The organism is Geobacillus sp. PK12 (genome assembly GCF_004123125.1).
In the GTDB taxonomy this organism is placed as follows: domain Bacteria; phylum Bacillota; class Bacilli; order Bacillales; family Anoxybacillaceae; genus Geobacillus; species Geobacillus zalihae.
In genome coordinates this window covers 39,002-63,727 of sequence record NZ_SDKL01000005.1, presented here as the reverse complement: position 1 = coordinate 63,727, position 24,726 = coordinate 39,002, and the positions used below count along the sequence as shown (strand labels likewise).

The window sequence follows — 24,726 nt, the reverse complement described above, 5'->3', positions numbered from 1 at the left end:
TGTTGCATGAACACGCAATTGCTTGAGGCGTTAGCCGATCTGATGCGGGAAAAAGGCATCAGCAAAGAAGTCGTGATGGAAGCGATCGAAGCGGCGATCGTTTCGGCGTATAAACGCAATTTCGGGCAGGCGCAAAACGTGCGCGTCGATCTCAATATGGACACCGGCACGATCCGCGTGTTCGCGCGCAAAGATGTCGTCGAAGAGGTGGCCGATCCGCGCCTTGAAATTTCGCTTGAGGAGGCGCAGCGGATCAATCCGAATTATCAAATCGGCGACGTCGTCGAGCTCGAAGTGACGCCGCGCGATTTCGGGCGCATCGCCGCACAGACGGCGAAGCAAGTCGTCACCCAGCGCGTGCGCGAGGCAGAGCGGAGCATCATCTACGCCGAATTTGTCGACCGTGAAGAGGACATTATGACCGGCATCGTTCAGCGCGTCGACCCGCGCTTTGTCTACGTCAGCCTCGGCAAGGCGGAGGCGCTCCTGCCGGCAAACGAACAAATGCCGAATGAAACATATAAGCCGCACGACCGGTTGAAAGTATACATTACGAAAGTGGAAAAAACGACAAAAGGGCCGCAAATTTTCGTCTCCCGCACCCACCCGGGACTGTTGAAACGGCTGTTTGAGCTCGAAGTGCCGGAAATTTACGACGGAACGGTCGAGATTAAATCGATCGCCCGCGAAGCCGGCGACCGTTCGAAAATTTCCGTCCACTCCGACAACCCGGAAGTCGATCCGGTCGGCGCATGCGTCGGACCGAGAGGGCAACGCGTGCAGGCCATTGTTGATGAGCTGAACGGAGAAAAAATCGATATCGTCCGCTGGTCGGCCGATCCGGTGGAGTTTGTCGCCAACGCGTTAAGCCCGGCGAAAGTGTTGCGCGTCATTGTCAACGAGGAGCAAAAGGCGACGACGGTCATCGTTCCGGACTATCAGCTGTCGCTCGCCATCGGCAAACGCGGGCAAAACGCGCGGCTGGCGGCGAAATTGACCGGCTGGAAAATTGATATTAAAAGCGAATCGGAAGCGCGGGAGATGGGCATTGATCCGCATGCGCCATCCACTTCGCTTGATTTCAGCGATGCGGCGGCCGATAATGAAAATAGCGAAGAAAACGGCCCATCGTTTGATCAATCAGCGGAAATCGAGTGAGGGGGAATGAAAAATGGCAGCGCAAAAGAAAATTCCGTTGCGCAAATGCGTCGTCACTGGAGAGATGAAGCCGAAACGGGAGATGGTGCGCATCGTCCGCTCGAAAGAGGGGGAAGTGTCGATCGACCCAACCGGCAAAAAGGCGGGGCGCGGCGCGTATATTACCCTTGATCCGGAATGCATTTTGCAGGCGAAAAAGAAAAACATTTTGGCCCGCCATTTAAAAGCAGACATCGATGATGCGATTTATGACGAATTGCTCGCCTTGGCGGAAAAGGAGAAACAGGCCGGACATGAAGCATAACCGTTGGGCATCGCTGCTTGGATTGGCGCAGCGGGCGGGCAAAGTCGTCTCCGGCGAGGAGCTTGTCGTCAAAGAAGTGCAGCGGGGTCGGGCGCGGCTCGTCTTGCTTTCGCAAGACGCATCGGTCAACACCGAAAAAAAAGTGACGGACAAATGCACGTTTTATGGCGTCCCGCTTTGCAAAGTGCCGGACCGGTATGTGCTTGGCGGCGCGATCGGCAAGGACGCCCGCGTCGTTGTCGCTGTCATCGACGAAGGGTTTGCGCGCCAATTGCAAACGATGCTCGACCGATCTTAATGGGGGTGACTGTATGTCGAAAATGCGTGTGTATGAATACGCGAAAAAACAGAACGTTCCAAGCAAGGACGTCATTCATAAATTGAAAGAAATGAATATTGAAGTGAACAACCATATGGCGATGCTGGAGGCTGATGTCGTCGAAAAACTCGACCATCAATATCGCCCGAACACCGGGAAAAAAGAAGAGAAAAAGGCGGAAAAGAAAACGGAGAAGCCGAAACGGCCGACGCCGGCGAAAGCGGCCGATTTTGCTGATGAGGAAATGTTTGACGACAGCAAAGAAGAGGCGAAAATGAAACCGGCGAAGAAAAAGGGAGCGCCAAAAGGGAAGGAAACGAAAAAAACCGAGGCGCAACAGCAAGAAAAGAAACTGCTCCAAGCGGCGAAAAAGAAAGGAAAAGGGCCGGCGAAAGGGAAAAAGCAGGCAGCACCAGCCGCCAAACAAGCGCCGCAGCCGGCGAAAAAAGAAAAAGAGCTGCCGAAAAAAATTACGTTTGAAGGCTCGCTTACCGTGGCCGAACTGGCGAAAAAGCTTGGCCGCGAACCGTCGGAAATTATTAAGAAGCTGTTTATGCTCGGCGTGATGGCGACAATCAACCAAGATTTAGACAAAGACGCCATCGAGCTCATCTGCTCGGATTACGGCGTTGAAGTCGAAGAAAAAGTGACGATCGATGAGACGAACTTTGAAGCGATCGAAATTGTCGATGCGCCGGAAGATTTGGTTGAACGGCCGCCGGTCGTGACGATCATGGGGCACGTCGACCACGGGAAAACGACGTTGCTTGATGCGATCCGCCATTCCAAAGTGACGGAGCAAGAAGCCGGCGGTATTACGCAACACATCGGTGCGTATCAAGTGACGGTCAATGACAAAAAAATTACGTTCCTCGATACGCCGGGGCATGAAGCGTTTACAACGATGCGGGCGCGCGGCGCGCAAGTGACCGATATCGTCATTCTTGTCGTTGCCGCGGATGACGGGGTCATGCCGCAGACGGTGGAAGCGATCAACCACGCCAAGGCGGCAAACGTGCCGATTATTGTCGCCATCAACAAAATCGATAAGCCGGAAGCGAACCCGGACCGCGTCATGCAAGAATTGATGGAATACAACCTCGTTCCGGAGGAATGGGGCGGCGATACGATTTTCTGCAAGTTGTCGGCGAAAACGAAAGAGGGCCTTGATCATCTTTTGGAAATGATTTTGCTTGTCAGTGAGATGGAAGAATTAAAAGCCAACCCGAACCGGCGTGCGGTCGGTACGGTGATCGAAGCGAAGCTTGATAAAGGGCGTGGCCCGGTGGCAACGCTTTTGATTCAAGCGGGAACGTTGCGTGTCGGCGATCCGATTGTCGTCGGCACAACATACGGGCGCGTGCGCGCGATGGTGAACGACAGCGGCCGGCGCGTCAAAGAGGCGACTCCGTCCATGCCAGTCGAAATTACGGGGCTGCATGAAGTGCCGCAAGCCGGCGACCGCTTCATGGTGTTTGAGGATGAGAAAAAGGCGCGGCAAATCGCGGAGGCGCGGGCGCAGCGGCAGCTGCAGGAGCAGCGAAGCGCCAAAACGCGCGTCAGCTTGGATGATTTGTTTGAACAAATTAAGCAAGGCGAAATGAAAGAGCTGAATTTGATCGTCAAAGCCGATGTTCAAGGATCGGTTGAGGCGCTTGTCGCCGCCTTGCAAAAAATCGATGTGGAAGGCGTGCGGGTGAAAATCATCCACGCGGCTGTCGGCGCCATCACCGAATCGGATATTTCGCTGGCGACGGCATCGAACGCCATCGTCATTGGATTTAACGTCCGTCCGGATGCAAACGCAAAGCGCGCCGCTGAATCGGAAAAAGTCGACATCCGCCTCCATCGCATCATTTACAATGTCATCGAGGAAATTGAAGCGGCGATGAAAGGGATGCTCGATCCGGAGTACGAAGAGAAAGTGATCGGTCAGGCGGAAGTGCGGCAAACGTTCAAAGTATCGAAAGTCGGCACGATCGCCGGTTGCTATGTCACGGACGGCAAAATTACCCGCGACAGCAAGGTGCGCCTCATTCGCCAAGGCATCGTCGTCTACGAAGGGGAAATCGATTCGCTCAAGCGGTATAAAGACGATGTGCGCGAAGTGGCGCAAGGGTATGAATGCGGGTTGACGATCAAAAACTTCAATGATATCAAAGAAGGAGATGTCATCGAAGCATACATCATGCAGGAAGTGGCCCGGGCATGATCGGCTTCGCCGCGTGCGAATGCATCATCTACAACGCCCGCTCTCTCAAGGATAAACGGGCCGTCCTGCAGCGGGTCATGACAAGAATCCGGCAAAAATATAACGTCTCTGTGGCCGAAATTGATCATCAAGACGCATGGCAGCGGGCCAAAATCGGCCTTGTTGCCATTACGTCCAGCCGCCGGGCGACCGAACGGGAGCTCGAGCGGGCGCTTGCTTTGATCGACTCGTTCCCTGAGCTGGAGCGGGCGGCCACATCATTCGAGTGGTTGTAACCGAGGTGATGGGTGATGAATATACGGGCAACTCGCGTTGGCGAGCAAATGAAAAAAGAGTTGAGCGACATCATCAGCCGCAGGCTGAAAGACCCGCGCATCGGCTTTGTCACGGTGACCGATGTGCGGGTCACCGGTGATTTGCAGCAGGCGAAAGTGTACATCAGCATCCTCGGCGATGACAAGCAGCGGGAAGAGACGTTGAAGGCGCTCGAGAAAGCGAAAGGGTTTATCCGTTCGGAAATCGGGCAGCGCATCCGCCTTCGCAAGACGCCGGAAATTTTCTTTGAAATCGATGAAACGATGGAATACGGCAGCCGCATCGAACAGCTGATCCGGCAAATTTCAAGCGATGACCACCCGGCGAAAGAGGCGGATGGGGAGCCGAACAATGGATAGACGAACCGTCTATCCATTTCCATTCATGATCATGGAAACGGAAAGGGTGCGTCGATGGACGGGGTATTGCTGCTGAATAAACCGAAAGGGATGACGTCTCACGACTGCGTGGCCAAAGTGCGCCGTCTGCTTGGCGTAAAAAAAGCGGGACACACCGGCACGCTTGACCCAAACGTGTCCGGTGTGCTGCCCATTTGCCTTGGCAAGGCGACGCGCATCGCCGAGTTTTTGACCGGGACGACGAAAACGTATGAAGGAAAAGTGACGCTTGGCGCCGCGACGACAACCGAAGATGCGGACGGCGACATCATCGCCGCCCGTCCGGTTGACCGGCCGATTGCGCGCGCGGAAATCGAAGCGGTGTTTGACAGCTTGACCGGAGAAATTGAGCAAACGCCGCCGATGTACTCCGCGGTGAAAGTGGGCGGCAAAAAACTGTATGAATACGCGCGCGCCGGCATCGAAGTCGAACGTCCGACGCGGCGCGTGACCATTTATGAGCTCGAACTGCTTGATGAACGTGAACAATTCTTTGGGGAAACGGTGTCATTTCGCTTTCGCGTCACGTGCAGCAAAGGCACGTACGTGCGTACGCTGGCGGTGATGATCGGCGAGCGGCTCGGCTATCCGGCGCATATGTCCGACCTCATCCGTACGGCGTCCGGGCCGTTTCGGCTTGAAGATTGCGTAACGTTTGAAGACGTTGAGCGCCGGGCGGCCGACGGGACGGCTGATGCCTTGCTCATCCCGATCGAGCGGGCGCTTTTTCATTTGCCGAAATATGAAATCAATGATAAAGTAGCAGAGAAGGTAAAAAACGGGGCGCTGCTCCGGCTTCCCGCTTTTTTAGAGAAGCTTGACGGGCCGGTCGTGCTTGTTTCGCCCGAGCGGGAAGCGCTGGCCCTGTACGTGAAGCATCCGGCGCGCCCCGGCTTGATGAAACCGCTCAAAGTGTTTCGTTAACGCCGCGGGTGCAGCGCGGAAATAAAGAAGGTAGGTCATGGACATGGAAACGCTGTTTCTTTCGCATCCCCACCGTCTCGAACGCCAGGCGCTCCCTCCGACGGTGATGGCGCTGGGCTATTTCGACGGCATCCACCTCGGCCATCAAAAAGTGATCCGTACCGCGGTCGAGATCGCCAACGAGCGTGGGTACGAAAGCGCGGTGATGACGTTTCATCCTCATCCGTTCGTTGTGCTTGGCAAACAGTCCGAGCTGCGCTCGATCACGCCGCTTGGCAAAAAGGAGCAGCTGATTGCATCACTTGGCGTCAACCGGCTGTACATCGTTGAATTTACGCCGACGTTTGCTGCGCTGTCGCCAGAAGCGTTCGTTGACCAATATTTGGACGGGTTGCACGTGAAACATGTCGTCGCCGGCTTCGATTTCACTTATGGGCGGTTCGGAAAAGGAACGATGGAGACGATGCCGATTCATGCGCGCGGCCGCTTTGGACAGACGGTCATTCCGAAGCTCGCGGTCGACGGGGAAAAAGTGAGCTCGTCCCGGGTGCGGAAACTGCTCGAAGACGGGGCGGTCGAACAGCTTCCCCGCCTGCTCGGCCGCTTTTATGAGCTTGAAGGAACGGTCGTTGCCGGGGAACGGCGCGGGCGGATGATCGGCTTTCCAACGGCGAACATCGCTTTAAACAGCGATTATGCCTTGCCGGCAGTCGGCGTCTATGCAGTCAAGGCGGTGATCGGCGGGCAAGTATATGAAGGGGTGGCGAACGTCGGCTACAAACCGACGTTCCATAAAACGCGCGAAGGATTGCCGAATATTGAGGTGCACTTATTCGAGTTTTCCGGCGATCTTTATGGACAAACGATGACCATTGAGTGGCACCGCCGTCTGCGGAGCGAGCAGAAGTTTACCAGTGTCGATGAACTGACGGCGCAAATCGCCCGCGACAAGAAAGAGGCGGAGCAGTATTTCCGCTGTTTCAGCGAAAAGACTTGCATTTTGCCGGAAAAAGAGGTATTCTAATCAATGTATGCGAACCATTGCTTGGCTAGGCGAGTCACCGACGCCCGCTCGGCAATCGGGGATCTAGGACTAGGGAGGTGAACAAGGATGGCATTGACGCAGGAGCGCAAACGCGAAATCATCGAGCAGTTTAAAATCCATGAGAACGACACCGGTTCTCCGGAAGTGCAAGTTGCGATCCTGACGGAGCAAATCAACAACTTGAACGAGCATTTGCGCATTCATAAAAAAGACCATCATTCACGGCGCGGCTTGCTGAAAATGGTCGGGAAGCGCCGCAACTTATTGGCCTACTTGCGCAAGAAAGATGTGGCGCGCTACCGTGAATTGATTGAGAAACTTGGATTACGTCGATAAAAAAGCGGGAGCATTCCCGCTTTTTTGCTAGTTTATAGGCGTGATTGACACGGCGATGATAACAATGGTGCCAATTCGTCTATACTAATCATCAGCGGATCTATAATTTCATCTGTACATAGAGAGGAGTACTCGTCTGTATGGAACAAGAGAAACGCGTGTTTTCCATCGATGTGGCCGGGCGGCCGCTCATCATTGAGACCGGCGAGCTGGCGAAACAGGCGAATGGCGCGGCGCTCGTCCGCTACGGCGATACGGTCGTGTTGAGCACAGCCACCGCGTCGCGAGAGGCGAAAAACGTTGACTTTTTCCCGCTCACCGTCAACTACGAGGAACGGTTGTATGCGGTTGGAAAAATTCCTGGCGGGTTTATTAAGCGCGAAGGTCGCCCGAGCGAGAAAGCCATTTTGGTGAGCCGTCTCATCGATCGACCGATTCGCCCGCTGTTTGCCGAAGGATTCCGCAACGAAGTGCAAGTCGTCTCGATGGTCATGAGCGTTGATCAAGACTGCGCGCCGGAAGTAGCGGCCTTAATCGGTTCGTCGGTGGCGCTGACGATTTCCGACATTCCGTTTGAAGGGCCGATCGCCGGTGTCATCGTCGGCCGCGTCGACGGCCAGTTTGTCATCAATCCGACGGTCGAGCAAATGGAAAAAAGCGATCTGCATCTTGTCGTCGCCGGCACAAAAGATGCGATCAACATGGTGGAAGCCGGGGCAGATGAGGTGCCGGAAGAAGTGATTTTGGAAGCGATCATGTTCGGCCATGAGGAAGTGAAGCGGCTCATCGCCTTCCAAGAGGAAATCGCCGCCCAAGTCGGCAAAGAAAAAATGGAAGTCGTCCTTTACGAGCCGGATCCAGCGCTGGAGGCGGAAATCCGCCAGCTTGCTGAAGCGGACATTAAGCGAGCGGTGCAAGTGCCGGAGAAACTGGCGCGCGATGCTGCCATTGAAGATGTGAAAGCTGGCGTCATCGCCAAATATGAGGCGGAAGAAGCGGATGAGGAGAAGCTCAAGCAAGTACAGGAAATTTTGCATAAACTCGTAAAAGAGGAAGTGCGCCGTTTGATCACGGTCGAGAAAATCCGTCCGGACGGGCGCAAAGTCGATGAAATCCGTCCGCTTTCATCGGCGGTCGGCGTCCTGCCGCGCACGCACGGCTCCGGTTTGTTTACGCGCGGGCAGACGCAAGTGTTGAGCATTTGTACGCTTGGGGCGCTTGGCGACGTGCAAATTTTGGACGGGCTTGACCTTGAAGAATCGAAGCGGTTTATGCACCATTACAACTTCCCGCCGTTTTCCGTCGGGGAAACCGGGCCGATGCGCGGGCCGGGGCGTCGTGAAATCGGACACGGGGCGCTTGGCGAACGGGCGCTCGAGCCGGTCGTGCCGTCGGAGCGCGAATTCCCGTATACGATCCGCCTCGTTTCAGAAGTGCTTGAGTCGAACGGCTCGACATCGCAGGCCAGCATTTGCGCCAGCACGCTGGCGATGATGGATGCTGGGGTGCCGATTAAAGCACCGGTCGCCGGCATTGCCATGGGGCTTGTGAAAAACGACGACCATTACACGATTTTGACGGACATTCAAGGCATCGAAGACCATCTTGGCGATATGGACTTTAAAGTCGCCGGCACGAGAAAAGGCGTGACGGCATTGCAAATGGACATTAAAATAAAAGGATTGACGCGCGAGATTTTGGAAGAGGCGCTCATGCAAGCGCGCAAAGGGCGGCTCGAGATTTTGGATCATATGATGCAAACGCTCAGCGAACCGCGCAAAGAGCTGTCCAAATATGCACCGAAAATTTTGATCATGCACATCAACCCGGACAAAATCCGGGAGGTGATCGGACCAAGCGGCAAGCAGATCAACAAAATCATCGACGAAACCGGCGTCAAAATCGACATCGAACAAGACGGCACGATTTTCATCTCGTCTGTGGATGAAGCAGCCAACCAAAAAGCGAAGCAAATCATCGAAGACATCGTCCGTGAAGTCGAAGTCGGCCAAGTGTACTTAGGCAAAGTGAAACGGATTGAAAAATTCGGCGCCTTCGTTGAGTTGTTCAACGGCAAAGACGGGCTTGTCCATATTTCCGAGCTCGCTGAAGGGCGGGTCGGCAAAGTCGAAGACGTCGTTTCGATTGGCGATGAAATTTTAGTGAAAGTAACGGAAATCGATAAGCAAGGGCGCGTCAACCTGTCGCGCAAAGCGGTGTTGCGCGATGCCCGCAACATTGGAGGGGAACTGCCGCGGGAATCTAGGGAAAAACGAGGAAGACGGCCGGAGCGCCATCGCATGAAGCCTTAGGAATTTGTTTCTTAAGGCTCTTTTGTTATGTTCTATCCTGTCCCCCTAAGACATATGTTGTAGTAGTAAAAAAGGAGGGGGACAAGGGTGAACAACGGAATTGCCCGCTATATGGCGCTAGCGGTCATGTTTCTTGCCGCCTGGGCGGCGGTTCATTGGCCTCCGGTTGGCGATTACATCGCGAGCTGGCGTCCGATGGAAACAACCGCGATGAAAGAGCGCGACAAGCTGTACGACACGATCGTCAAACAAGCGAAGCAATATGAAATTCCCGCCCAAGATGCGGTCATCGATAAAGTATGGAAGGCGACGCCCGGCTACAACGGGCTCGCCGTCGACATTGACGCCTCCTATCAAAACATGAAGAAAACGGGGATGTTTGATGAGCGAAAACTCGTGTTCCGTCAAGTGCCCCCGCGCGTCCATTTGGACGATTTGCCGCCGGCGCCGATTTACCGCGGCCATCCTGACAAGCCGATGGTGGCGTTTGCGGTCAATGTCGCTTGGGGGGAAGAATACCTCCCCGACATGCTTGAGACGATGAAAAAATACAATGTCAAGGCGACGTTCTTCTTGGAAGGACGATGGGTAAAAAAACACCCGGAGATGGCAAAAATGATAGCAGACGCCGGCCATGAAATCGGCAACCATTCCTACAGCCATCCCGATATGAAAACGCTCGCTGTCGATGACATCCGCCGCGAGCTCGAGAAAACAAACGAAGTGATTAAGGCGGCGACATCGGTGAAATGCAAATGGTTTGCCCCGCCAAGCGGCAGCTACCGCGACGAGGTCGTCGAGGTCGCCGCGGAACTCGGCATGAAAACGATTCTATGGAGCGTCGATACAATTGATTGGCAAAAACCGTCGCCATCTGTTATAGTGAAACGGGTGACATCGAAAGTTCATCCTGGCGCCATCATTTTGATGCACCCAACGATGCCGACGGCGGCTGCACTTGACGAGCTGATCACCTCGATTAAGCAAAAAGGCTACGCCCTAGGCAGCTTGACGGCCTTATTCGATGAGAAAAGACTGGCAAACAAACAGGAGGAACATGGAGTTGATTAACAAATATACGTGCAAAAACGGTGTGCGAATCGTGCTCGAGCAAATTCCGACTGTAAGGTCGGTGGCCATCGGCATATGGATCGGGACCGGCTCGCGCAATGAAACGGAGCAAACCAATGGCATTTCCCATTTTTTAGAGCATATGTTTTTCAAGGGGACAACGACGCGCACGGCCCGGGACATTGCGGAAGCATTCGACAGCATCGGCGGGCAAGTAAACGCCTTTACATCGAAGGAGTATACGTGTTACTACGCCAAAGTGTTGGATGAACACGCGCCGCTGGCGCTTGAAATGCTCGCCGATATGTTTTTCCACTCGACATTTGTGGAGGATGAGCTGCAAAAGGAGCGCAACGTCGTGCTCGAGGAAATCAAAATGTATGAAGATACACCGGATGACATCGTCCACGATTTGCTCGGCAAAGCGTGCTATGCGGGTCATCCGCTCGGCTATCCGATTTTGGGCACGGAAGAGACGCTGCGCACGTTTACTGGCGACACGCTGCGCCAATATATGGCGGACTACTATACACCGGATCGCGTCGTCATTTCGGTCGCCGGCAACGTCGACGAACGGTTTATTGATGAGGTTGAGCGCTATTTCGGCTCGTTCGCCGCAGAGAGCAAGCCGCCTTCTTCAGGGACGCCGGCGTTTGTGCCGCAAAAGATCGCGCGCAAAAAGGACACTGAGCAGGCGCACGTATGCATCGGATTCAACGGGTTGCCGATCGGCCATCCGGACGCGTACCCGCTCCTCATCTTGAACAATATTTTAGGCGGCAGCATGAGCAGCCGGCTGTTTCAGGAAGTGCGCGAACAGCGCGGATTGGCGTATTCGGTGTTCTCGTACCATTCCGCCTACCAAGACAGCGGCCTGCTCGCCATTTACGCCGGCACAGGAAGCAGCCAGCTTGATGTGCTGTTCGAAACGATCCAGCAGACCATTCGCCAGCTGAAGGAGGACGGAGTGACCGAAAAAGAGTTGCATAACAGCAAAGAGCAGATGAAAGGAAGCCTGATGCTTGGGCTCGAGAGCACGAACAGCCGGATGAGCCGCAACGGCAAAAATGAACTCCTTCTCGGCCGCCACCGCTCGCTTGATGAGATCATTGAAGAGATTGAAAGTGTCACGGTGGAAAAAGTAAACGAACTGGCGCGCACGGTTTTCACGGACGATTACGCGCTCGCCTTAATCAGCCCGGACGGCGTGCTGCCGCGCCCGCTCCGTTCATAGACCGAGCTCAAAAAAGCTAACGACCTTTCGCTAGGTTGTTAGCTTTTTCGTTTCCGCCTCTTTCACCCTTCCTCGGGGACGTCGATCATCACCATATCGGCGCCGATTTTGCGAATATATTTCCACGGCACGCGAATTTCCTGTCCGTCTTTGCGAAACCCGAACCATTTTCCCGTTGGGATGAGCAGCGCCTCGATCTGCCCCGTTTGCTCGTTGATTTCCAAATCGGTCTGCCCGAGCACCCCGAGCCGCTCGGCTCGGCTTACATCGACAATTTCTTTTCCGCTTAATTCGCTCAGCCTCATGCTGGTTTCCTCCTTTTTCGCTTCTTTACTTTATATGTAAGGAACAAAAACAGAAAAAATGACTGCCTCTTGTCAGCTTTGGGCGCATATCGCCCATTTTTTCCTGCAAGGATATTCACCTATATTTTCCCTCCAACATAAGATGGGAAAGGAAACGGAGCAGTTTGCCAGAAAAGAAGGTGAGCGTACAACATGATGCTGACAGGAATGCATATCGCCATCATCGGCGGCGATGCTAGGCAGCTTGAAGTCATCCGCAAACTCGTTGAACTCGACGCGAAGTTGTCGCTTGTCGGCTTCGACCAGCTCGCCCATCATTTCACCGGGGCGATGAAGCTGCCGATTGGCGAAGTCGATTTTGCCGATTTGGATGCGATCATTTTGCCGGTTCACGGCACGACGCTGGACGGAAACGTCAACAGCGTGTTTGCCCACGAACCGATTCCGTTTACAGAAGAGATGGTGCAAAAAACGGCGCGGCAATGCACGATTTATTCCGGCATCAGCAACGCGTATTTGGACGAATTGGTGAAAAAAACAGGGCGCAAGCACGTGCAGTTGTTTGAGCGCGACGATGTCGCCATTTACAACTCCATTCCGACCGCGGAAGGCACGGTGATGATGGTCATTCAGCATACGGATTTTACGATCCACGGCTCATGCGTTGCCGTCTTGGGGCTTGGACGCGTTGGCATGACCGTCGCCCGGACGTTCGCCGCGTTGGGGGCGAAAGTGAAAGTCGGGGCGCGCCGGTCGGAGCATCTCGCCCGCATTACAGAAATGGGGCTCGTGCCGTTTCACTTAAACGATTTGGAAAAAGAAGTGCGTGACATTGACGTCTGCATCAACACCGTGCCTCATCTCATCGTGACGGCGAGCGTCATCGCCAAAATGCCGCCCCATACGCTGATTATCGATTTGGCGTCAAAACCGGGCGGCACTGACTTCCGCTATGCCGAAAAACGCGGAGTGAAAGCCATTTTGGCGCCCGGGCTGCCGGGGATCGTCGCGCCGAAGACAGCTGGGCAAATCATCGCCAACGTCTTGGCGCAGCTGTTATATGCAGATTTACAAAAACGGGAGGAGAATCATGCATGAGCGGAAACAGCTTGAAAGGAAAACGGATCGGCTTTGGCCTCACCGGGTCGCATTGCACATATGATGCGGTGTTCCCGGAGATCGAGAAGCTTGTCAACGAAGGAGCGGAGGTGCTGCCGATCGTCACCTATACGGTGAAAACGACGAACACCCGCTTCGGGGAAGGGGAAGAATGGGTGAAAAAACTGGAGCAACTGACCGGAAACGAGGTGATCGATACGATCGTCAAAGCAGAACCTCTCGGACCGAAAATCCCGCTCGACTGCATGGTGATCGCCCCGCTCACCGGCAACTCGATGAGCAAGCTGGCCAATGCCATGACGGATTCCCCCGTGCTGATGGCAGCGAAAGCGACGATGCGCAACCACCGCCCGGTCGTGCTTGGCATCTCCACGAACGATGCGCTCGGCTTAAACGGCGTCAATCTAATGCGGCTTATGGCAGCAAAAAACATTTATTTCATCCCGTTCGGCCAAGACGCCCCGCAGGCGAAGCCGAACTCCATGGTCGCCTACATGCCGCTTTTGCGCGATACGATTCTCGCCGCGCTTGAAGGGAAGCAGCTGCAGCCGGTCATTATCGAGCGGTTCCGCTACAACTGAATCAAAAATCAATGTTCCGCATAAAAATGTTCTCTCGTCCACAGCGGAATGTGATAAAATAAAGACTATGAATTCACTTCTTAGAGTGACGATGTGGAAGGAGAATGGTTGATGGCTCAAAAACAATATCATGTCGCTGTCGTCGGAGCAACGGGGGCAGTTGGGCAGCAAATGGTGCGGACGCTTGAAGACCGGAACTTCCCGGTTGGAAAATTGACTTTGTTGTCATCGGAGCGGTCAGCCGGCAAAAAAATGCGCTTTCGCAGCGAGGAGATCGAAGTGCAGGCGGCATCGCCCGAGCGCTTTAACGGGGTCGACATCGCCTTGTTCAGCGCCGGCGGCGCCGTATCGAAAGCGCTGGCGCCGGAAGCGGTGCGGCGCGGGGCGATCGTGATCGACAATACGAGCGCGTTTCGGATGGAGGAAAACGTGCCGCTTGTCGTTCCGGAAGTGAACGAAAGCGATTTGACGTGGCATAACGGCATTATCGCCAATCCGAACTGCTCGACGATTCAAATGGTCGTGGCGTTGGAGCCGATTCGAAAAGCGTTTGGCTTAGAGCGCGTCATCGTCTCGACGTACCAGGCCGTCTCCGGGGCGGGAGCGCAGGCCATTGAAGAGCTCAACGAGCAGACGAAAGCCGTGCTCGAAGGCAAGCCGGTTGAGGCGAACATTTTGCCAGTGAAATCGGACCGGAAGCATTACCCAATTGCGTTCAACGCCATTCCGCAAATCGATAAGTTTCAAGACAATGGATTCACGTTTGAAGAGATGAAAATGATCAATGAAACAAAAAAAATCATGCATATGCCTGAGCTGAAAGTGGCGGCGACGTGCGTGCGCATTCCGGTGGCGAGCGGCCATTCGGAATCGGTGTACATCGAAATTGAACAAGACGGCGTCACCGCCTCTGACTTGCAGGCGGTGCTCCGCGAAGCGCCGGGCGTCGTGCTTCAAGATGATCCGAGCGAACAGTTGTATCCGATGCCGGCCCATTGCGTCGGCAAGTACGACGTGTTTGTCGGCCGCATCCGCCGCGATTTGGACAACCGCCGCGGCTTCCATCTATGGATTGTCGCTGACAACTTGCTAAAAGGTGCAGCCTCGAACTCGGTGCAAATCGCAGAAAGTTTGTTGAAGCTCGGGCTCATTTGAAAAAGCATCGAGGTGTTAGCATGAAACTCATTGTTCAAAAGTTCGGCGGCACGTCCGTCCGCGACGAGCGCGGGCGGAACTTGGCGCGCCGCCATATTGAACGGGCGTTGGAAGATGGCTATAAAGTCGTGGCCGTCGTATCGGCTATGGGACGTTGCGGCGATCCATATGCGACCGATACGCTGCTTAGTTTGATCGGCGGCGTTCATCACCATGTCACAAAACGAGAGCAAGATATGCTTATGGCGTGCGGAGAAATCATCTCAAGCGTTGTGTTCAGCAACTTGTTGAACGAACACGGCATCAAAGCGACGGCGTTCACCGGCGCCCAGGCAGGATTTTGCACGAACAGCGATCATACGAACGCGAAAATTCTCGAAATGCGCTGCGACCGCCTCCTTGAGGCGCTTCGGCAATACGACGTCGTCGTTGTCGCCGGCTTTCAAGGCATGGCGGAAAACGGCGACATAACAACGCTCGGCCGCGGCGGGAGCGACACGTCGGCGGCAGCGCTCGGCGCGGCGTTAAACGCGGAGTGGGTTGATATTTTCACCGATGTCGACGGCGTCATGACCGCCGACCCGCGCATCGTTGAGAGCGCCCGGCCGCTTGACGTCGTTACGTATACGGAAATTTGCAACATGGCGTACCAAGGGGCGAAAGTGATCCATCCGCGCGCGGTGGAGATCGCCATGCAGGCGAAAGTGCCGCTGCGCATTCGCTCGACGTACTCCGATGCCCCCGGGACGCTCGTCACTTCATCGGTGCGCGGCCGAAAAGGAAGCGATGTGAAAGAGCGGCTTGTCACCGGCATTACGTACGTCGCCGACGTCACACAAATCAAAGTGCTGGCGAAAGAAGGCCACTATGAGCTGCAGTCTGACGTGTTTCAAGCGATGGCCCATGAAGGGATCAGCGTGGACTTTATCAACATTTCCCCGTACGGTGTTGTGTACACCGTGAGCGGCGACATGACGGAAAAAGCGGTGGCCGCCCTGCGCCGCATCGGCTACGAACCGGCCGTGACGCCCCGATGCGCCAAAGTGTCGGTCGTCGGCGCCGGCATTGCCGGCGTACCGGGGGTGACGGCGAAAATCGTCACTGCCTTGTCGGAGCAAGGCATTCAAATTTTGCAGTCCGCCGACAGCCATACGACGATTTGGGTGCTAGTGAAGCAAGACGATATGGAAAAGGCGGTCAACGCTCTGCATGACGCCTTCTGTTTATCCGAGGCGGATGCGGGCGAAGATGAAGCGATTTGGAGCGAGGAGTGAAAACCGTGGTTCAGTTCGGGAACATCATAACGGCGATGGTTACGCCATTTGACCGAAAAGGGAATCTCGACTTGGCAAAAACAACGGAGCTTGTCAACTATTTGCTTGACAATGGCACAGATGCGCTCGTTGTCGCCGGCACGACCGGCGAGTCGCCGACGTTGACGACCGAGGAAAAAATCGCGCTTTTTCGCCATGTCGTCTCCGTCGTCAACGGCCGGGCGCCGGTCATTGCTGGAACGGGCACGAACGATACGCGCGCGTCGATCGAGCTGACGAAAAAGGCGGAAGAGGCGGGCGTCGATGCTGTCATGCTTGTGGCGCCGTATTACAACAAGCCGAACCAAGAAGGGCTGTATCAACATTTCAAAGCGATTGCCGAAAGCACATCGCTGCCGGTGATGCTGTATAACGTTCCAGGGCGCACGTCGGTGAGTCTTGCTCCGGAGACGGTCATCCGGCTGTCCGAAGTTCCGAACATTGTCGCTGTCAAGGAAGCGGGCGGCAATTTGGACGCCATGGCGGAAATCATTGAGCGTACGCCGGACGACTTTTTGCTCTACAGCGGCGACGACAGCTTGACGCTTCCAGTGCTAGCGATCGGCGGCAATGGCGTCGTCTCGGTCGCTTCGCACATCATTGGCAATGAAATGCAGGAAATGATTCGTTCCTTTTTAGCGGGCGATCATCAGAAGGCGGCGGCGCTGCATCGAAAATGGCTGCCGCTCATGAAAGGCTTGTTTGCCGCCCCAAGCCCGGTGCCGGTGAAAACGGCGCTGCAGCTGCGCGGGCTGGACGTTGGTTCGGTGCGCCTTCCGCTTGTGCCGCTTGCCGAACAAGAGCGGAAGGAGCTAAGCCGCCTGCTCGATGCGCTGTCGTAACGAAACGATTCCCCAACGCTTTGCTTGCGCGTTGGGGCCTTTTTTTGCCTTGGCTGTGAAATCCATTGGCTGGTGAATGAACCATCTTGTGTTTTTCAGCATCGATTCGTTATAATAAAAGCAAGTGACTTTGAGCGGGTTAGCATCACAATTGGGAGGACGCAGCCTTGAAATCGAAAATAAAGCCGGTAGAGAAAATACGCATTTTTGCCCTTGGGGGAGTCGGAGAAATCGGCAAAAACATGTATGTTGTCGAATTGGACGAGGACATTTTTGTCATCGACGCCGGGGTGATGTTTCCGGAAGACGAAATGCTCGGCATCGACAAAGTGATCCCGGACATCACCTATTTGATTGAACGGCAGCATCGCATTCAGGCCATTTTTCTCACCCACGGGCACGAGGAGCATATGGGGGCGATCGCCTACGTGCTCAAGCAGCTGTCTGTGCCGGTATACGGAACGAAGCTGACGCTCGGGTTGGCGGAGGCGCTGTTAAAAGAACAAGGGGTGTCGGGCGCAAAGCTCAATGAAGTTCATCCGGATGCGGAGCTCGTGTTTGACAAGGCGAAAGTGACGTTTTTCCGCACGATCCACAGCATCCCCGATTCGATCGGCATCAGTCTGCATACATCGCAAGGTGCGATCGTGTACACGAGCGATTTTAAATTTGACCAAACCCCGTACGGCAACAACCGCACCGACTTAGGGAAAATGGCGCAAATCGGCGAAGAAGGGGTGCTGTGTCTTTTGTCGGACAGCACAAACGCCGAACGCCCCGGCTACAGCGGCTCCGATACGGTAGTCGCCTATGAGATCGCTGACGTGATCGGCCATGCGAAAGGACGCGTGTTTGTTGCCTGCTACGCTTCCAACATCACCCGCATCCAGCAAGTGCTGTACGCCGCCCGCCAATCCGGGCGTAAAGTGGCAGTCATCGGCAAAACGCTGCATAAAGTAATGGACATCGCCGTGCGCCTTGGCTATTTGCACGTTCCAGACAAGGTGACGATTTCTGCGCACGATATCGATCGCTACCATGACCGCGAGCTCGTCATTTTGACAACCGGCGGGCATGGCGAGCCGATGAGCGCGCTTTGGCGCATGGCGCGTCAAGCGAACAAACAAGTGAACATCAAAGAAGGGGATACCGTCATCGTCGCCGCATCCGTCATGCCGGGCTATGAGCTTGGGTTCGCGAAAACGATCGACGCCTTGTATCGGGCCGGCGCCAACGTGATTTACCGCGACCGGCAAGTGCACGTATCTGGGCACGGTTGCCAAGAAGAATTAAAGTTGATGCTCAATTTAATGAAGCCAAAATACTTTATTCCGGTGCATGGGGAATATCGGATGCAAAAAGCGCACGCCCGGTTGGCGAAGGCGGTCGGCATCTCGGAGGAGCGGACGTTTTTAATCGACAAAGGCGAAGTGATCGAGTTCCGCGGCGGTGCCGCCCGCCCCGGCGGCAAAGTGCCGTACGGCAACATTTTAATTGATGGCCTCGGCATTGGCGATGTCGGCAACATTGTGTTGCGTGACCGCCGCTTATTGTCCCAGGACGGCATTTTGATCGCCGTCGTCACGCTGAATAAAGAAGCGAAAACGATCGCCGCGGGGCCGGAAATCATCTCGCGCGGATTCGTCTACATGCGTGAGTCGGAGACGCTGCTCGAAGAGGCCGAACAAATGGTGGCGGAGATCATCAAACATTGCCTGGAATCATACATGCTCGAATGGTCGTCGTTGAAAGCGAACATCCGTGAAGCGTTAAGCCAGTTTTTATTTGAAAAAACGAAGCGCAGACCCATGATTTTGCCTATTATTATGGAAGTATAATGCAATCATGCTCAAAGTCAACTGGAAAATGCCGGAAACGGTCAGTCGTTGCCGGCATTTTTCTTTTTTCTTTCGGCCATACTAAGCGTATGATCGACAAGAAAGGAGACGAAATGGATGGAGAAGGAACGTTATTTTCAAGCGGAAACCGAGGGCGAACAGCCGGAAACAAAGGCCGAGGAAGCGACTGCGGCCATCACCCAGCTTGGGCAGACGAACGTCCCGCAAATGGATCCCGATACGAACATTCATTGTTTGACGATCGTCGGACAGATTGAAGGGCATATTCAGCTGCCTCCGCAAAATAAGGCGACGAAATACGAGCACGTCATTCCACAGATTGTGGCCATCGAGCAAAACCCGAAAATTGAAGGGCTACTCGTCATTTTAAATACGGTCGGCGGCGATGTGGAAGCAGGGCTCGCCATTGCCGAAATGCTCGCCTCGCTCTCGAAACCGACTGTTTCCGTTGTGCTTGGCGGCGGCCATTCGATCGGCGTGCCGATCGCTGTGTCGTGCAACTATTCGTTCATCACCGAGACGGCGACGATGACGATTCATCCGATCCGTTTGACGGGGCTTGTCATCGGCGTGCCGCAGACGTTTGAGTACTTGGATAAAATGCAGGAGCGCGTCGTCCGCTTCGTGACGAAACATTCGAAGATCAGCGAGGAAAAGTTTAAAGAGCTCATGTTTTCCAAAGGCAATTTGACGCGCGACATCGGCACGAACGTCGTTGGGCCTGACGCCGTTCGGTACGGGCTCATCGATGAAGTCGGGGGCGTGTCCCAAGCGATGGCGAAGCTGCGCGAGCTGATCGCGATGAGGAAAAACGGGGAAGGGAAGATGATCCAATGATTTTGTATACGATCATGCCCGAACATTTGATTTTTCCGGTCGATGCCGCTGTTTATGAGAAGCGGAAAATGGTGTATTACGATGGCATTCCGTTTCTCGTCCAATCTGTCGAAACGGGAGAATATGAAATCGTACAAAACTTAAGCACGAATCCGTTCCATTTTTTAAACGCCAAATATGCGCCTGGGGCGCGATTTCCGGCTTCTCTGGCAACATCGTAATGAATTGTTCAGCCGTTCATGATATAATAGTAAACAAACGGAAAAAAGCAGCCATTGTTGGCTGCTTTTTTCCGGCTTGCCAATTCATTCATGCTGGAGTGAACGATCATGGCGAAACGAAAGCGAAGAAGAAAAGGGAAACCGTCAAAAACACAGCCATGGACGGAAACCATCCGCTTTGAATTGATCGGACTTGGCTTGCTCGCGGTCGCTGTCGTTGCGATGGCCCGCCTCGGGCTTGTCGGGGAGACGCTCGTGCTTGTGGGCCGCTTTTTTTTCGGCGAATGGTACATGCTATTAGTAGGCGGACTTTTCCTATTATCGCTCATCGTCATGTGGCGGCGGGAGTGGCCGTCATGGACGGGCCGCCCGTTTGTCGGCGCTTCGTCCATCGCCGCGGCGCTTCTGCTTTTGAGCCATGACAAGCTGTTTGAACTCATGTCGCGGCGCGGCGAGCTTGATCCGAGCATCATTCGGACGACGTGGGGGCTGTTTTGGAACGAAGCAAGCGGCAAGGCGGCCGATGTGGATTTAGGGGGCGGAATGGTCGGCGCCCTGTTATTTGCCGCCAGCTACCAGCTGTTCGATTCGCCCGGGACGAAATGGATTTGTTTCCTTCTGTTCATCGTCGGCTTTGTCGTGCTGACCGGGAAATCGCTGCGCGAGACGGCCGGCAAATGGGTTGCTTTTGCCGCAGCGTTTGTGCGAAAAGAATGGTTGGCGTTTGTCGAAGATATCAAGCAATGGCGGGCGGGGAGGAAGCGCAAGGAAAGCGGCGGCCGAAGCCGACGCTCGCGGCGGGCGGCCGCAAAGCGGGAAGACGAGCCGGCTGAAGCAAGCAGCGTCGAGCCGGATGAGGAATTGCTTTCCCCGCCGCCGATCATTTCCGATTTTGCCGCAGTCCGGTCGGCCGCTGAGCCGGAAGAAGAGAAGAATCCACTGGTGGAAGGCGACAGTGGGGGGGAGGAGGACAAACCGGCGCCGCCGCTTGCGTTTTCCGAGCATGAAAACACCAATTACGACCTGCCGCCGCTTGATTTGCTTCGCCTGCCGAAGCCGGCCGGGCAATCGGCCGATCATGCGAACATTTACGCCAACGCGCGAAAACTGGAGAAAACGTTCCAAAGCTTCGGCGTCAAGGCGAAAGTGACGCAAGTGCACCTCGGTCCGGCGGTGACGAAATATGAAGTGTATCCGGACGTCGGGGTGAAAGTGAGCAAAATTGTCAGCTTAAGCGACGATTTGGCGCTCGCTTTGGCGGCGAAAGACATCCGCATTGAAGCACCGATCCCCGGCAAGTCCGCGATCGGCATCGAAGTGCCAAATGAAGAGATCGCCACTGTTTCGCTGCGCGAAGTGCTGGAAGCCATTGAGCATACACGGGACAAGGCGAAGCTTTTGATTCCGCTTGGGCGCGACATCTCCGGTGAAGTCGTCGCTGCAGAACTAAACAAAATGCCGCATTTGTTGATCGCCGGCGCGACCGGCAGCGGCAAAAGCGTCTGCATCAACGGCATTATCGTCAGCCTGCTCATGCGCACGAAGCCGCATGAGGTGAAGCTGATGATGATCGATCCGAAAATGGTGGAGTTAAGTGTGTACAACGGTGTTCCTCATTTGTTGACACCGGTCGTCACCGACGCGAAAAAAGCGGCCCAGGCGCTGAAAAAAGTCGTCCAAGAAATGGAGCGGCGCTACGAGCTGTTCTCGCATACCGGCACGCGCAACATTGAAGGATATAACGAGCATATCCGCCACCATAACGAAACGGCGTCGGAACAGCAGCCGCTTTTGCCATACATCGTCGTGATCATCGACGAATTGGCCGACTTGATGATGGTGGCTTCCTCGGATGTGGAAGAGGCGATCACCCGTTTGGCGCAAATGGCGCGCGCCGCTGGCATCCATTTGATCATCGCCACCCAGCGCCCGTCGGTGGACGTCATCACCGGCGTCATCAAAGCGAACATTCCGTCGCGCATCGCCTTCAGTGTATCATCGCAAATCGACTCGCGCACCATTTTGGATATGGGCGGGGCGGAAAAACTGCTCGGCCGCGGCGATATGCTGTTTTTGCCGATGGGGGCCTCAAAACCAGTGCGCGTCCAAGGGGCGTTTGTCTCCGACCAAGAGGTGGAAGACGTCGTTCGGTTTGTCATCGGACAGCAGCAGGCGCAATATTATGAGGAGATGTTCGTCGAAGACAGCGAACCCTCTTCCTCAGCCCTTGAAGACGAGTTGTACGATGAGGCGGTCCGTCTTGTCGTTGAAATGCAAAGCGCCTCCGTCTCGATGCTGCAACGCCGCTTCCGCATCGGTTACAATCGCGCCGCTCGGCTCATTGATGCCATGGAGGAGCGCGGCGTCGTCGGCCCGTATGAAGGAAGCAAGCCGCGCGCCGTTCTTTGGTCGAAGGAAGATTTAAAAAAGACATCATAAATGGGAAAAAGGGCGGGCGAAAAAAGCCTGCCCGCTCAATCATACATCTTATTGGAAGCGTTGCCAATCCTATTTCTTTTTCTTCGACAAAATTTGATATCACCTATTTATTTGCCCAGTAAAAAATGATATAGTAATCTCAAAAAGGTTATATGTCTAATGTCAGAGGTCTGATCTCAACGGAAATGCGTAACACGGAGGACGTTGTCATGTCAATCAAATCAGACAGCCGCCACCTTTACTTGCAAGTGATTGATCGCATCAAGCGCGATATTGAAACGGGAGTGTACAAAGAAAAGCAAAAACTGCCGTCCGAGTTTGAACTCGCCAAACAGCTTGGCGTCAGCCGGGCGACATTGAGGGAAGCGCTCAGGGTGCTTGAAGAAGAAAACATTATCATCCGCCGCCACGGCGTCGGAACGTTTGTCAACGCCCGTCCGCTGTTTACGTCCGGCATCGAGCAGCTCTCAAGCGTCACGGATATGATTCGTCAAGCGGGGCGCAAGCCAGGAACGATTTTTTTGTCTTCCTCCATCCAACAGCCGACGGAAGACGATATGCGCCGTTTCCAATGCCGGCCGGACGAGAATTTGCTGCTCATCGAGCGGGTGCGCACCGCTGATGGAGAGCCGGTCGTTTATTGCTTGGATAAAATTTTATGCAAATATTTGCCCAAAGGGATCTCTTATGAGCAAGAGTCGTTGTTTGAAAACTTGCACAACCAAACGCATCGCGACATCGCCTATGCGGTCGCGCGCATCGTGCCGCTCGGCTATCATGAAAAAGTGTCGCCGATTTTGCAATGCGACCCGGAAACGGCGCTGCTTGTGCTCAAGCAAATGCATTTCGATAAAAACGATGAGCCGATTTTTTATTCCGTCAACTACTTCCGCTCCGACAAGTTCAGCTTCCATGTCATGCGGAAGCGGTTCAGCTTTTAAGGGGGTGAAAAGGGTACATAGAAAGAAGCCGGAAGTTTCATACTAAATAAAGGAACCAATTTTCAAAGCAGGGGGTAGTGATGGATGAAAAAGCGAATGGGATTGCTTTTGTCCACTTTGTTCGCCGCCAGCACGCTGCTTGCCGCTTGTGGCGGTCAAGGGGGAAATAATGCCGGGGGCGGAAAAGACACGTTCAGCGTCGCCATGGTCACCGACGTCGGCGGCATTGACGACAAATCGTTCAACCAGTCGGCTTGGGAAGGGCTGCAAAAGTTCGGCAAAGACAACGGGCTTGAAAAAGGCCGCGGCGGCTACGACTACTTGCAGTCATCGAGCGACGCTGACTATGCCACGAACTTAAACAAGCTTGTGCGCAGCGACTTTGACTTGATTTTCGGCATCGGGTATTTGATGGGCGACGCGGTGAAAGAAGTCGCGAAGCAAAACCCGAAAAAACATTTCGCCATCGTCGACACGGTTGTTGACGAGCCAAATGTCGCCAGCATCACGTTCAAGGAGCATGAAGGCTCGTTCCTTGTCGGTGTTGTCGCCGGGCTAATGACGAAAACGAATAAAATCGGCTTTGTCGGTGGGATGGAGATTCCGTTGATCGAAAAATTCGAAAGCGGATTCCGCGCTGGCGTGAAAGCGGTCAATCCGAAGGCGACTGTGGAAGTGCAATACGCCGGGGCGTTCGACCAAGCGGATAAAGGGAAAGCGATCGCCTCGAGCATGTACGCGTCTGGCATCGACATCATCTACCATGCAGCTGGAGCGACTGGGAGCGGCGTCTTCTCGGAAGCGAAAGATTTGAAGAAGAAAGATCCGAACCGCGAAATTTGGGTCATCGGTGTTGACAAAGACCAAGCGCCGGAGGGAGAAGTGAAAGTCGGCGGCAAAACGTACAACGTAACGCTCACTTCGATGGTGAAGCGCGTCGACGTCGCTGTCTATGACACGGCGAAACGGGCGAAAGAGGGCGACTTCCCGGGCGGCAAAACGATTGAGTACGGGTTGCCGGAAAATGGGGTTGGCATTGCCCCGACGCAAGACAACATTCCGGAGAACGTGTTAAAAACTGTTGACGAATGGAAGCAAAAAATCATCAAAGGCGAAGTGAAAGTTCCGACAAACCGGAAAGAGTACGAGCAATTCGCTGCGACGATCAAGTGACGAATAACGGCGAAGAAGGCTAGCGCGAGCCGCTAGCCTTCTTCAAAATCGTCAACTACCCCCACTTCGCGAACGCTTGAAGTGGGGGCTTGCANNTACTTGGCTTCCACACACAACAGACGGACCTACGCTCGATGTTTGACGGTTGCAGCGTTTCCTGCAACCAACTCCATCCATCGAGCAGCCGTTATGGGAGTGCCTTTATTGAACAGTTTTCTCCACGCCTTTATTCGATCATACACAAAAGAAAGGGGGAACGCGCATTCCTCTCCCACTTACTCCCTTTGGTCGTTGAAGTGGGAGTCTCCTGCGC

24 protein-coding genes are annotated in these 24,726 nt (G+C 54.5%); 23 read left to right on the top strand and 1 reads right to left on the bottom strand.

All coding sequences use genetic code 11. The features are described from left to right. Positions 1–6: 6 nt before the first annotated feature. The 12 genes from nusA to ETR37_RS03420 all read left to right on the top strand — a co-directional run bounded on the left by nusA (position 7) and on the right by ETR37_RS03420 (position 11,628). Positions 7–1,158, top strand: a complete 1,152-nt coding sequence (gene nusA / locus ETR37_RS03475) for a transcription termination factor NusA (RefSeq protein WP_015374428.1) — start codon at positions 7–9, stop codon at positions 1,156–1,158. A 13-nt stretch (positions 1,159–1,171) separates the two neighbouring features. Next, complete coding sequence (rnpM, locus tag ETR37_RS03470) at positions 1,172–1,462, top strand: RNase P modulator RnpM (RefSeq protein WP_011230761.1); 291 nt, start codon at positions 1,172–1,174, stop codon at positions 1,460–1,462. Then, positions 1,452–1,760, top strand: coding sequence for a YlxQ family RNA-binding protein (locus ETR37_RS03465; protein WP_011230762.1), 309 nt, complete (start codon positions 1,452–1,454; stop codon positions 1,758–1,760). Before rnpM ends, ETR37_RS03465 begins: the two co-directional genes overlap by 11 nt. Positions 1,761–1,773: 13 nt before the next feature. Further along, positions 1,774–3,993 carry a translation initiation factor IF-2 gene (infB, locus tag ETR37_RS03460; protein ID WP_015374430.1) on the top strand — a complete coding sequence of 740 codons (2,220 nt, stop codon included), beginning with the start codon at positions 1,774–1,776 and terminating at the stop codon, positions 3,991–3,993. Further along, positions 3,990–4,268, top strand: coding sequence for a DUF503 domain-containing protein (locus ETR37_RS03455; protein ID WP_015374431.1), 279 nt, complete (start codon positions 3,990–3,992; stop codon positions 4,266–4,268). The genes infB and ETR37_RS03455 overlap by 4 nt, the downstream gene beginning before the upstream one ends. Positions 4,269–4,283: 15 nt before the next feature. Beyond that, positions 4,284–4,667, top strand: coding sequence for a 30S ribosome-binding factor RbfA (gene rbfA, locus ETR37_RS03450; protein ID WP_015374432.1), 384 nt, complete (start codon positions 4,284–4,286; stop codon positions 4,665–4,667). A 54-nt stretch (positions 4,668–4,721) separates the two neighbouring features. Further along, positions 4,722–5,630 (top strand): tRNA pseudouridine(55) synthase TruB, encoded by a 909-nt coding sequence (truB, locus tag ETR37_RS03445; protein WP_013523418.1) that lies wholly within the window; start codon positions 4,722–4,724, stop codon positions 5,628–5,630. Positions 5,631–5,673: 43 nt separating this feature from the next. After that, positions 5,674–6,654 (top strand): bifunctional riboflavin kinase/FAD synthetase, encoded by a 981-nt coding sequence (gene ribF / locus ETR37_RS03440; RefSeq protein WP_033006431.1) that lies wholly within the window; start codon positions 5,674–5,676, stop codon positions 6,652–6,654. 87 nt (positions 6,655–6,741) lie between these two features. Beyond that, on the top strand, positions 6,742–7,011 hold the full coding sequence (rpsO, locus tag ETR37_RS03435) for a 30S ribosomal protein S15 (RefSeq protein ID WP_011230768.1): 270 nt from the start codon (positions 6,742–6,744) through the stop codon (positions 7,009–7,011). A gap of 140 nt (positions 7,012–7,151) precedes the next feature. Next, entirely contained in the window at positions 7,152–9,323 is a 2,172-nt protein-coding gene (pnp, locus tag ETR37_RS03430) for a polyribonucleotide nucleotidyltransferase (protein WP_015374434.1), read from the top strand. A gap of 87 nt (positions 9,324–9,410) precedes the next feature. Next, the gene (locus ETR37_RS03425) at positions 9,411–10,394 is read left to right on the top strand and encodes a polysaccharide deacetylase family protein (protein WP_015374435.1); all 984 of its coding nucleotides are present in this window, start codon (positions 9,411–9,413) and stop codon (positions 10,392–10,394) included. Continuing rightward, entirely contained in the window at positions 10,381–11,628 is a 1,248-nt protein-coding gene (locus ETR37_RS03420; protein WP_013145723.1) for a M16 family metallopeptidase, read from the top strand. The genes ETR37_RS03425 and ETR37_RS03420 overlap by 14 nt, the downstream gene beginning before the upstream one ends. A gap of 62 nt (positions 11,629–11,690) precedes the next feature. On the opposite strand, the gene ETR37_RS03415 is transcribed toward ETR37_RS03420, so the two are convergent. Continuing rightward, positions 11,691–11,933 (bottom strand): YlmC/YmxH family sporulation protein, encoded by a 243-nt coding sequence (locus ETR37_RS03415; protein WP_011230772.1) that lies wholly within the window; start codon positions 11,931–11,933, stop codon positions 11,691–11,693. Between the two features lie 192 nt (positions 11,934–12,125). Between ETR37_RS03415 and dpaA the strand changes: the two genes are divergently transcribed. From dpaA to ETR37_RS03355, 11 genes are all read left to right on the top strand, one after another. Beyond that, entirely contained in the window at positions 12,126–13,031 is a 906-nt protein-coding gene (dpaA, locus tag ETR37_RS03410) for a dipicolinic acid synthetase subunit A (protein ID WP_013145722.1), read from the top strand. After that, positions 13,028–13,633, top strand: coding sequence for a dipicolinate synthase subunit B (locus ETR37_RS03405; RefSeq protein ID WP_013145721.1), 606 nt, complete (start codon positions 13,028–13,030; stop codon positions 13,631–13,633). The genes dpaA and ETR37_RS03405 overlap by 4 nt, the downstream gene beginning before the upstream one ends. Before the next feature lie 111 nt (positions 13,634–13,744). Next, positions 13,745–14,788 carry an aspartate-semialdehyde dehydrogenase gene (gene asd / locus ETR37_RS03400; protein ID WP_015374436.1) on the top strand — a complete coding sequence of 348 codons (1,044 nt, stop codon included), beginning with the start codon at positions 13,745–13,747 and terminating at the stop codon, positions 14,786–14,788. A gap of 20 nt (positions 14,789–14,808) precedes the next feature. Continuing rightward, positions 14,809–16,062 (top strand): aspartate kinase, encoded by a 1,254-nt coding sequence (dapG, locus tag ETR37_RS03395; RefSeq protein ID WP_011230776.1) that lies wholly within the window; start codon positions 14,809–14,811, stop codon positions 16,060–16,062. 5 nt (positions 16,063–16,067) lie between these two features. Beyond that, a complete protein-coding gene (gene dapA / locus ETR37_RS03390) occupies positions 16,068–16,943 on the top strand; it encodes a 4-hydroxy-tetrahydrodipicolinate synthase (protein WP_015374437.1) in 876 nt (291 codons plus the stop codon). A 167-nt stretch (positions 16,944–17,110) separates the two neighbouring features. Beyond that, positions 17,111–18,781: a ribonuclease J gene (locus tag ETR37_RS03385; RefSeq protein WP_015374438.1), complete on the top strand. Its 1,671-nt coding sequence runs from the start codon at positions 17,111–17,113 to the stop codon at positions 18,779–18,781. A gap of 117 nt (positions 18,782–18,898) precedes the next feature. Next, entirely contained in the window at positions 18,899–19,639 is a 741-nt protein-coding gene (locus ETR37_RS03380; RefSeq protein ID WP_015374439.1) for a ClpP family protease, read from the top strand. Further along, on the top strand, positions 19,636–19,860 hold the full coding sequence (locus tag ETR37_RS03375) for a YlzJ-like family protein (protein ID WP_013145716.1): 225 nt from the start codon (positions 19,636–19,638) through the stop codon (positions 19,858–19,860). The genes ETR37_RS03380 and ETR37_RS03375 overlap by 4 nt, the downstream gene beginning before the upstream one ends. A 108-nt stretch (positions 19,861–19,968) precedes the next feature. Beyond that, the gene (locus ETR37_RS03365) at positions 19,969–22,299 is read left to right on the top strand and encodes an FtsK/SpoIIIE family DNA translocase (protein WP_015374440.1); all 2,331 of its coding nucleotides are present in this window, start codon (positions 19,969–19,971) and stop codon (positions 22,297–22,299) included. A gap of 209 nt (positions 22,300–22,508) precedes the next feature. Then, a complete protein-coding gene (locus ETR37_RS03360) occupies positions 22,509–23,240 on the top strand; it encodes a GntR family transcriptional regulator (RefSeq protein WP_011230782.1) in 732 nt (243 codons plus the stop codon). Between the two features lie 84 nt (positions 23,241–23,324). Then, positions 23,325–24,413, top strand: coding sequence for a BMP family lipoprotein (locus ETR37_RS03355; RefSeq protein WP_015374441.1), 1,089 nt, complete (start codon positions 23,325–23,327; stop codon positions 24,411–24,413). The last annotated feature ends 313 nt before the right edge of the window (positions 24,414–24,726 follow it).

What these genes read in the sequence shown, in the direction of transcription:
- nusA (WP_015374428.1), top strand. Translation starts at nt 7, where the DNA reads ATGAACACGCAATTGCTTGAGGCGTTAGCCGATCTGATGCGGGAAAAA.
- rnpM (WP_011230761.1), top strand. Translation starts at nt 1,172, where the DNA reads ATGGCAGCGCAAAAGAAAATTCCGTTGCGCAAATGCGTCGTCACTGGA.
- ETR37_RS03465 (WP_011230762.1), top strand. Translation starts at nt 1,452, where the DNA reads ATGAAGCATAACCGTTGGGCATCGCTGCTTGGATTGGCGCAGCGGGCG.
- infB (WP_015374430.1), top strand. Translation starts at nt 1,774, where the DNA reads ATGTCGAAAATGCGTGTGTATGAATACGCGAAAAAACAGAACGTTCCA.
- ETR37_RS03455 (WP_015374431.1), top strand. Translation starts at nt 3,990, where the DNA reads ATGATCGGCTTCGCCGCGTGCGAATGCATCATCTACAACGCCCGCTCT.
- rbfA (WP_015374432.1), top strand. Translation starts at nt 4,284, where the DNA reads ATGAATATACGGGCAACTCGCGTTGGCGAGCAAATGAAAAAAGAGTTG.
- truB (WP_013523418.1), top strand. Translation starts at nt 4,722, where the DNA reads ATGGACGGGGTATTGCTGCTGAATAAACCGAAAGGGATGACGTCTCAC.
- ribF (WP_033006431.1), top strand. Translation starts at nt 5,674, where the DNA reads ATGGAAACGCTGTTTCTTTCGCATCCCCACCGTCTCGAACGCCAGGCG.
- rpsO (WP_011230768.1), top strand. Translation starts at nt 6,742, where the DNA reads ATGGCATTGACGCAGGAGCGCAAACGCGAAATCATCGAGCAGTTTAAA.
- pnp (WP_015374434.1), top strand. Translation starts at nt 7,152, where the DNA reads ATGGAACAAGAGAAACGCGTGTTTTCCATCGATGTGGCCGGGCGGCCG.
- ETR37_RS03420 (WP_013145723.1), top strand. Translation starts at nt 10,381, where the DNA reads ATGGAGTTGATTAACAAATATACGTGCAAAAACGGTGTGCGAATCGTG.
- ETR37_RS03415 (WP_011230772.1), bottom strand. Translation starts at nt 11,933, where the DNA reads ATGAGGCTGAGCGAATTAAGCGGAAAAGAAATTGTCGATGTAAGCCGA.
- dpaA (WP_013145722.1), top strand. Translation starts at nt 12,126, where the DNA reads ATGATGCTGACAGGAATGCATATCGCCATCATCGGCGGCGATGCTAGG.
- ETR37_RS03405 (WP_013145721.1), top strand. Translation starts at nt 13,028, where the DNA reads ATGAGCGGAAACAGCTTGAAAGGAAAACGGATCGGCTTTGGCCTCACC.
- asd (WP_015374436.1), top strand. Translation starts at nt 13,745, where the DNA reads ATGGCTCAAAAACAATATCATGTCGCTGTCGTCGGAGCAACGGGGGCA.
- dapG (WP_011230776.1), top strand. Translation starts at nt 14,809, where the DNA reads ATGAAACTCATTGTTCAAAAGTTCGGCGGCACGTCCGTCCGCGACGAG.
- ETR37_RS03380 (WP_015374439.1), top strand. Translation starts at nt 18,899, where the DNA reads ATGGAGAAGGAACGTTATTTTCAAGCGGAAACCGAGGGCGAACAGCCG.
- ETR37_RS03375 (WP_013145716.1), top strand. Translation starts at nt 19,636, where the DNA reads ATGATTTTGTATACGATCATGCCCGAACATTTGATTTTTCCGGTCGAT.
- ETR37_RS03365 (WP_015374440.1), top strand. Translation starts at nt 19,969, where the DNA reads ATGGCGAAACGAAAGCGAAGAAGAAAAGGGAAACCGTCAAAAACACAG.
- ETR37_RS03360 (WP_011230782.1), top strand. Translation starts at nt 22,509, where the DNA reads ATGTCAATCAAATCAGACAGCCGCCACCTTTACTTGCAAGTGATTGAT.
- ETR37_RS03355 (WP_015374441.1), top strand. Translation starts at nt 23,325, where the DNA reads ATGAAAAAGCGAATGGGATTGCTTTTGTCCACTTTGTTCGCCGCCAGC.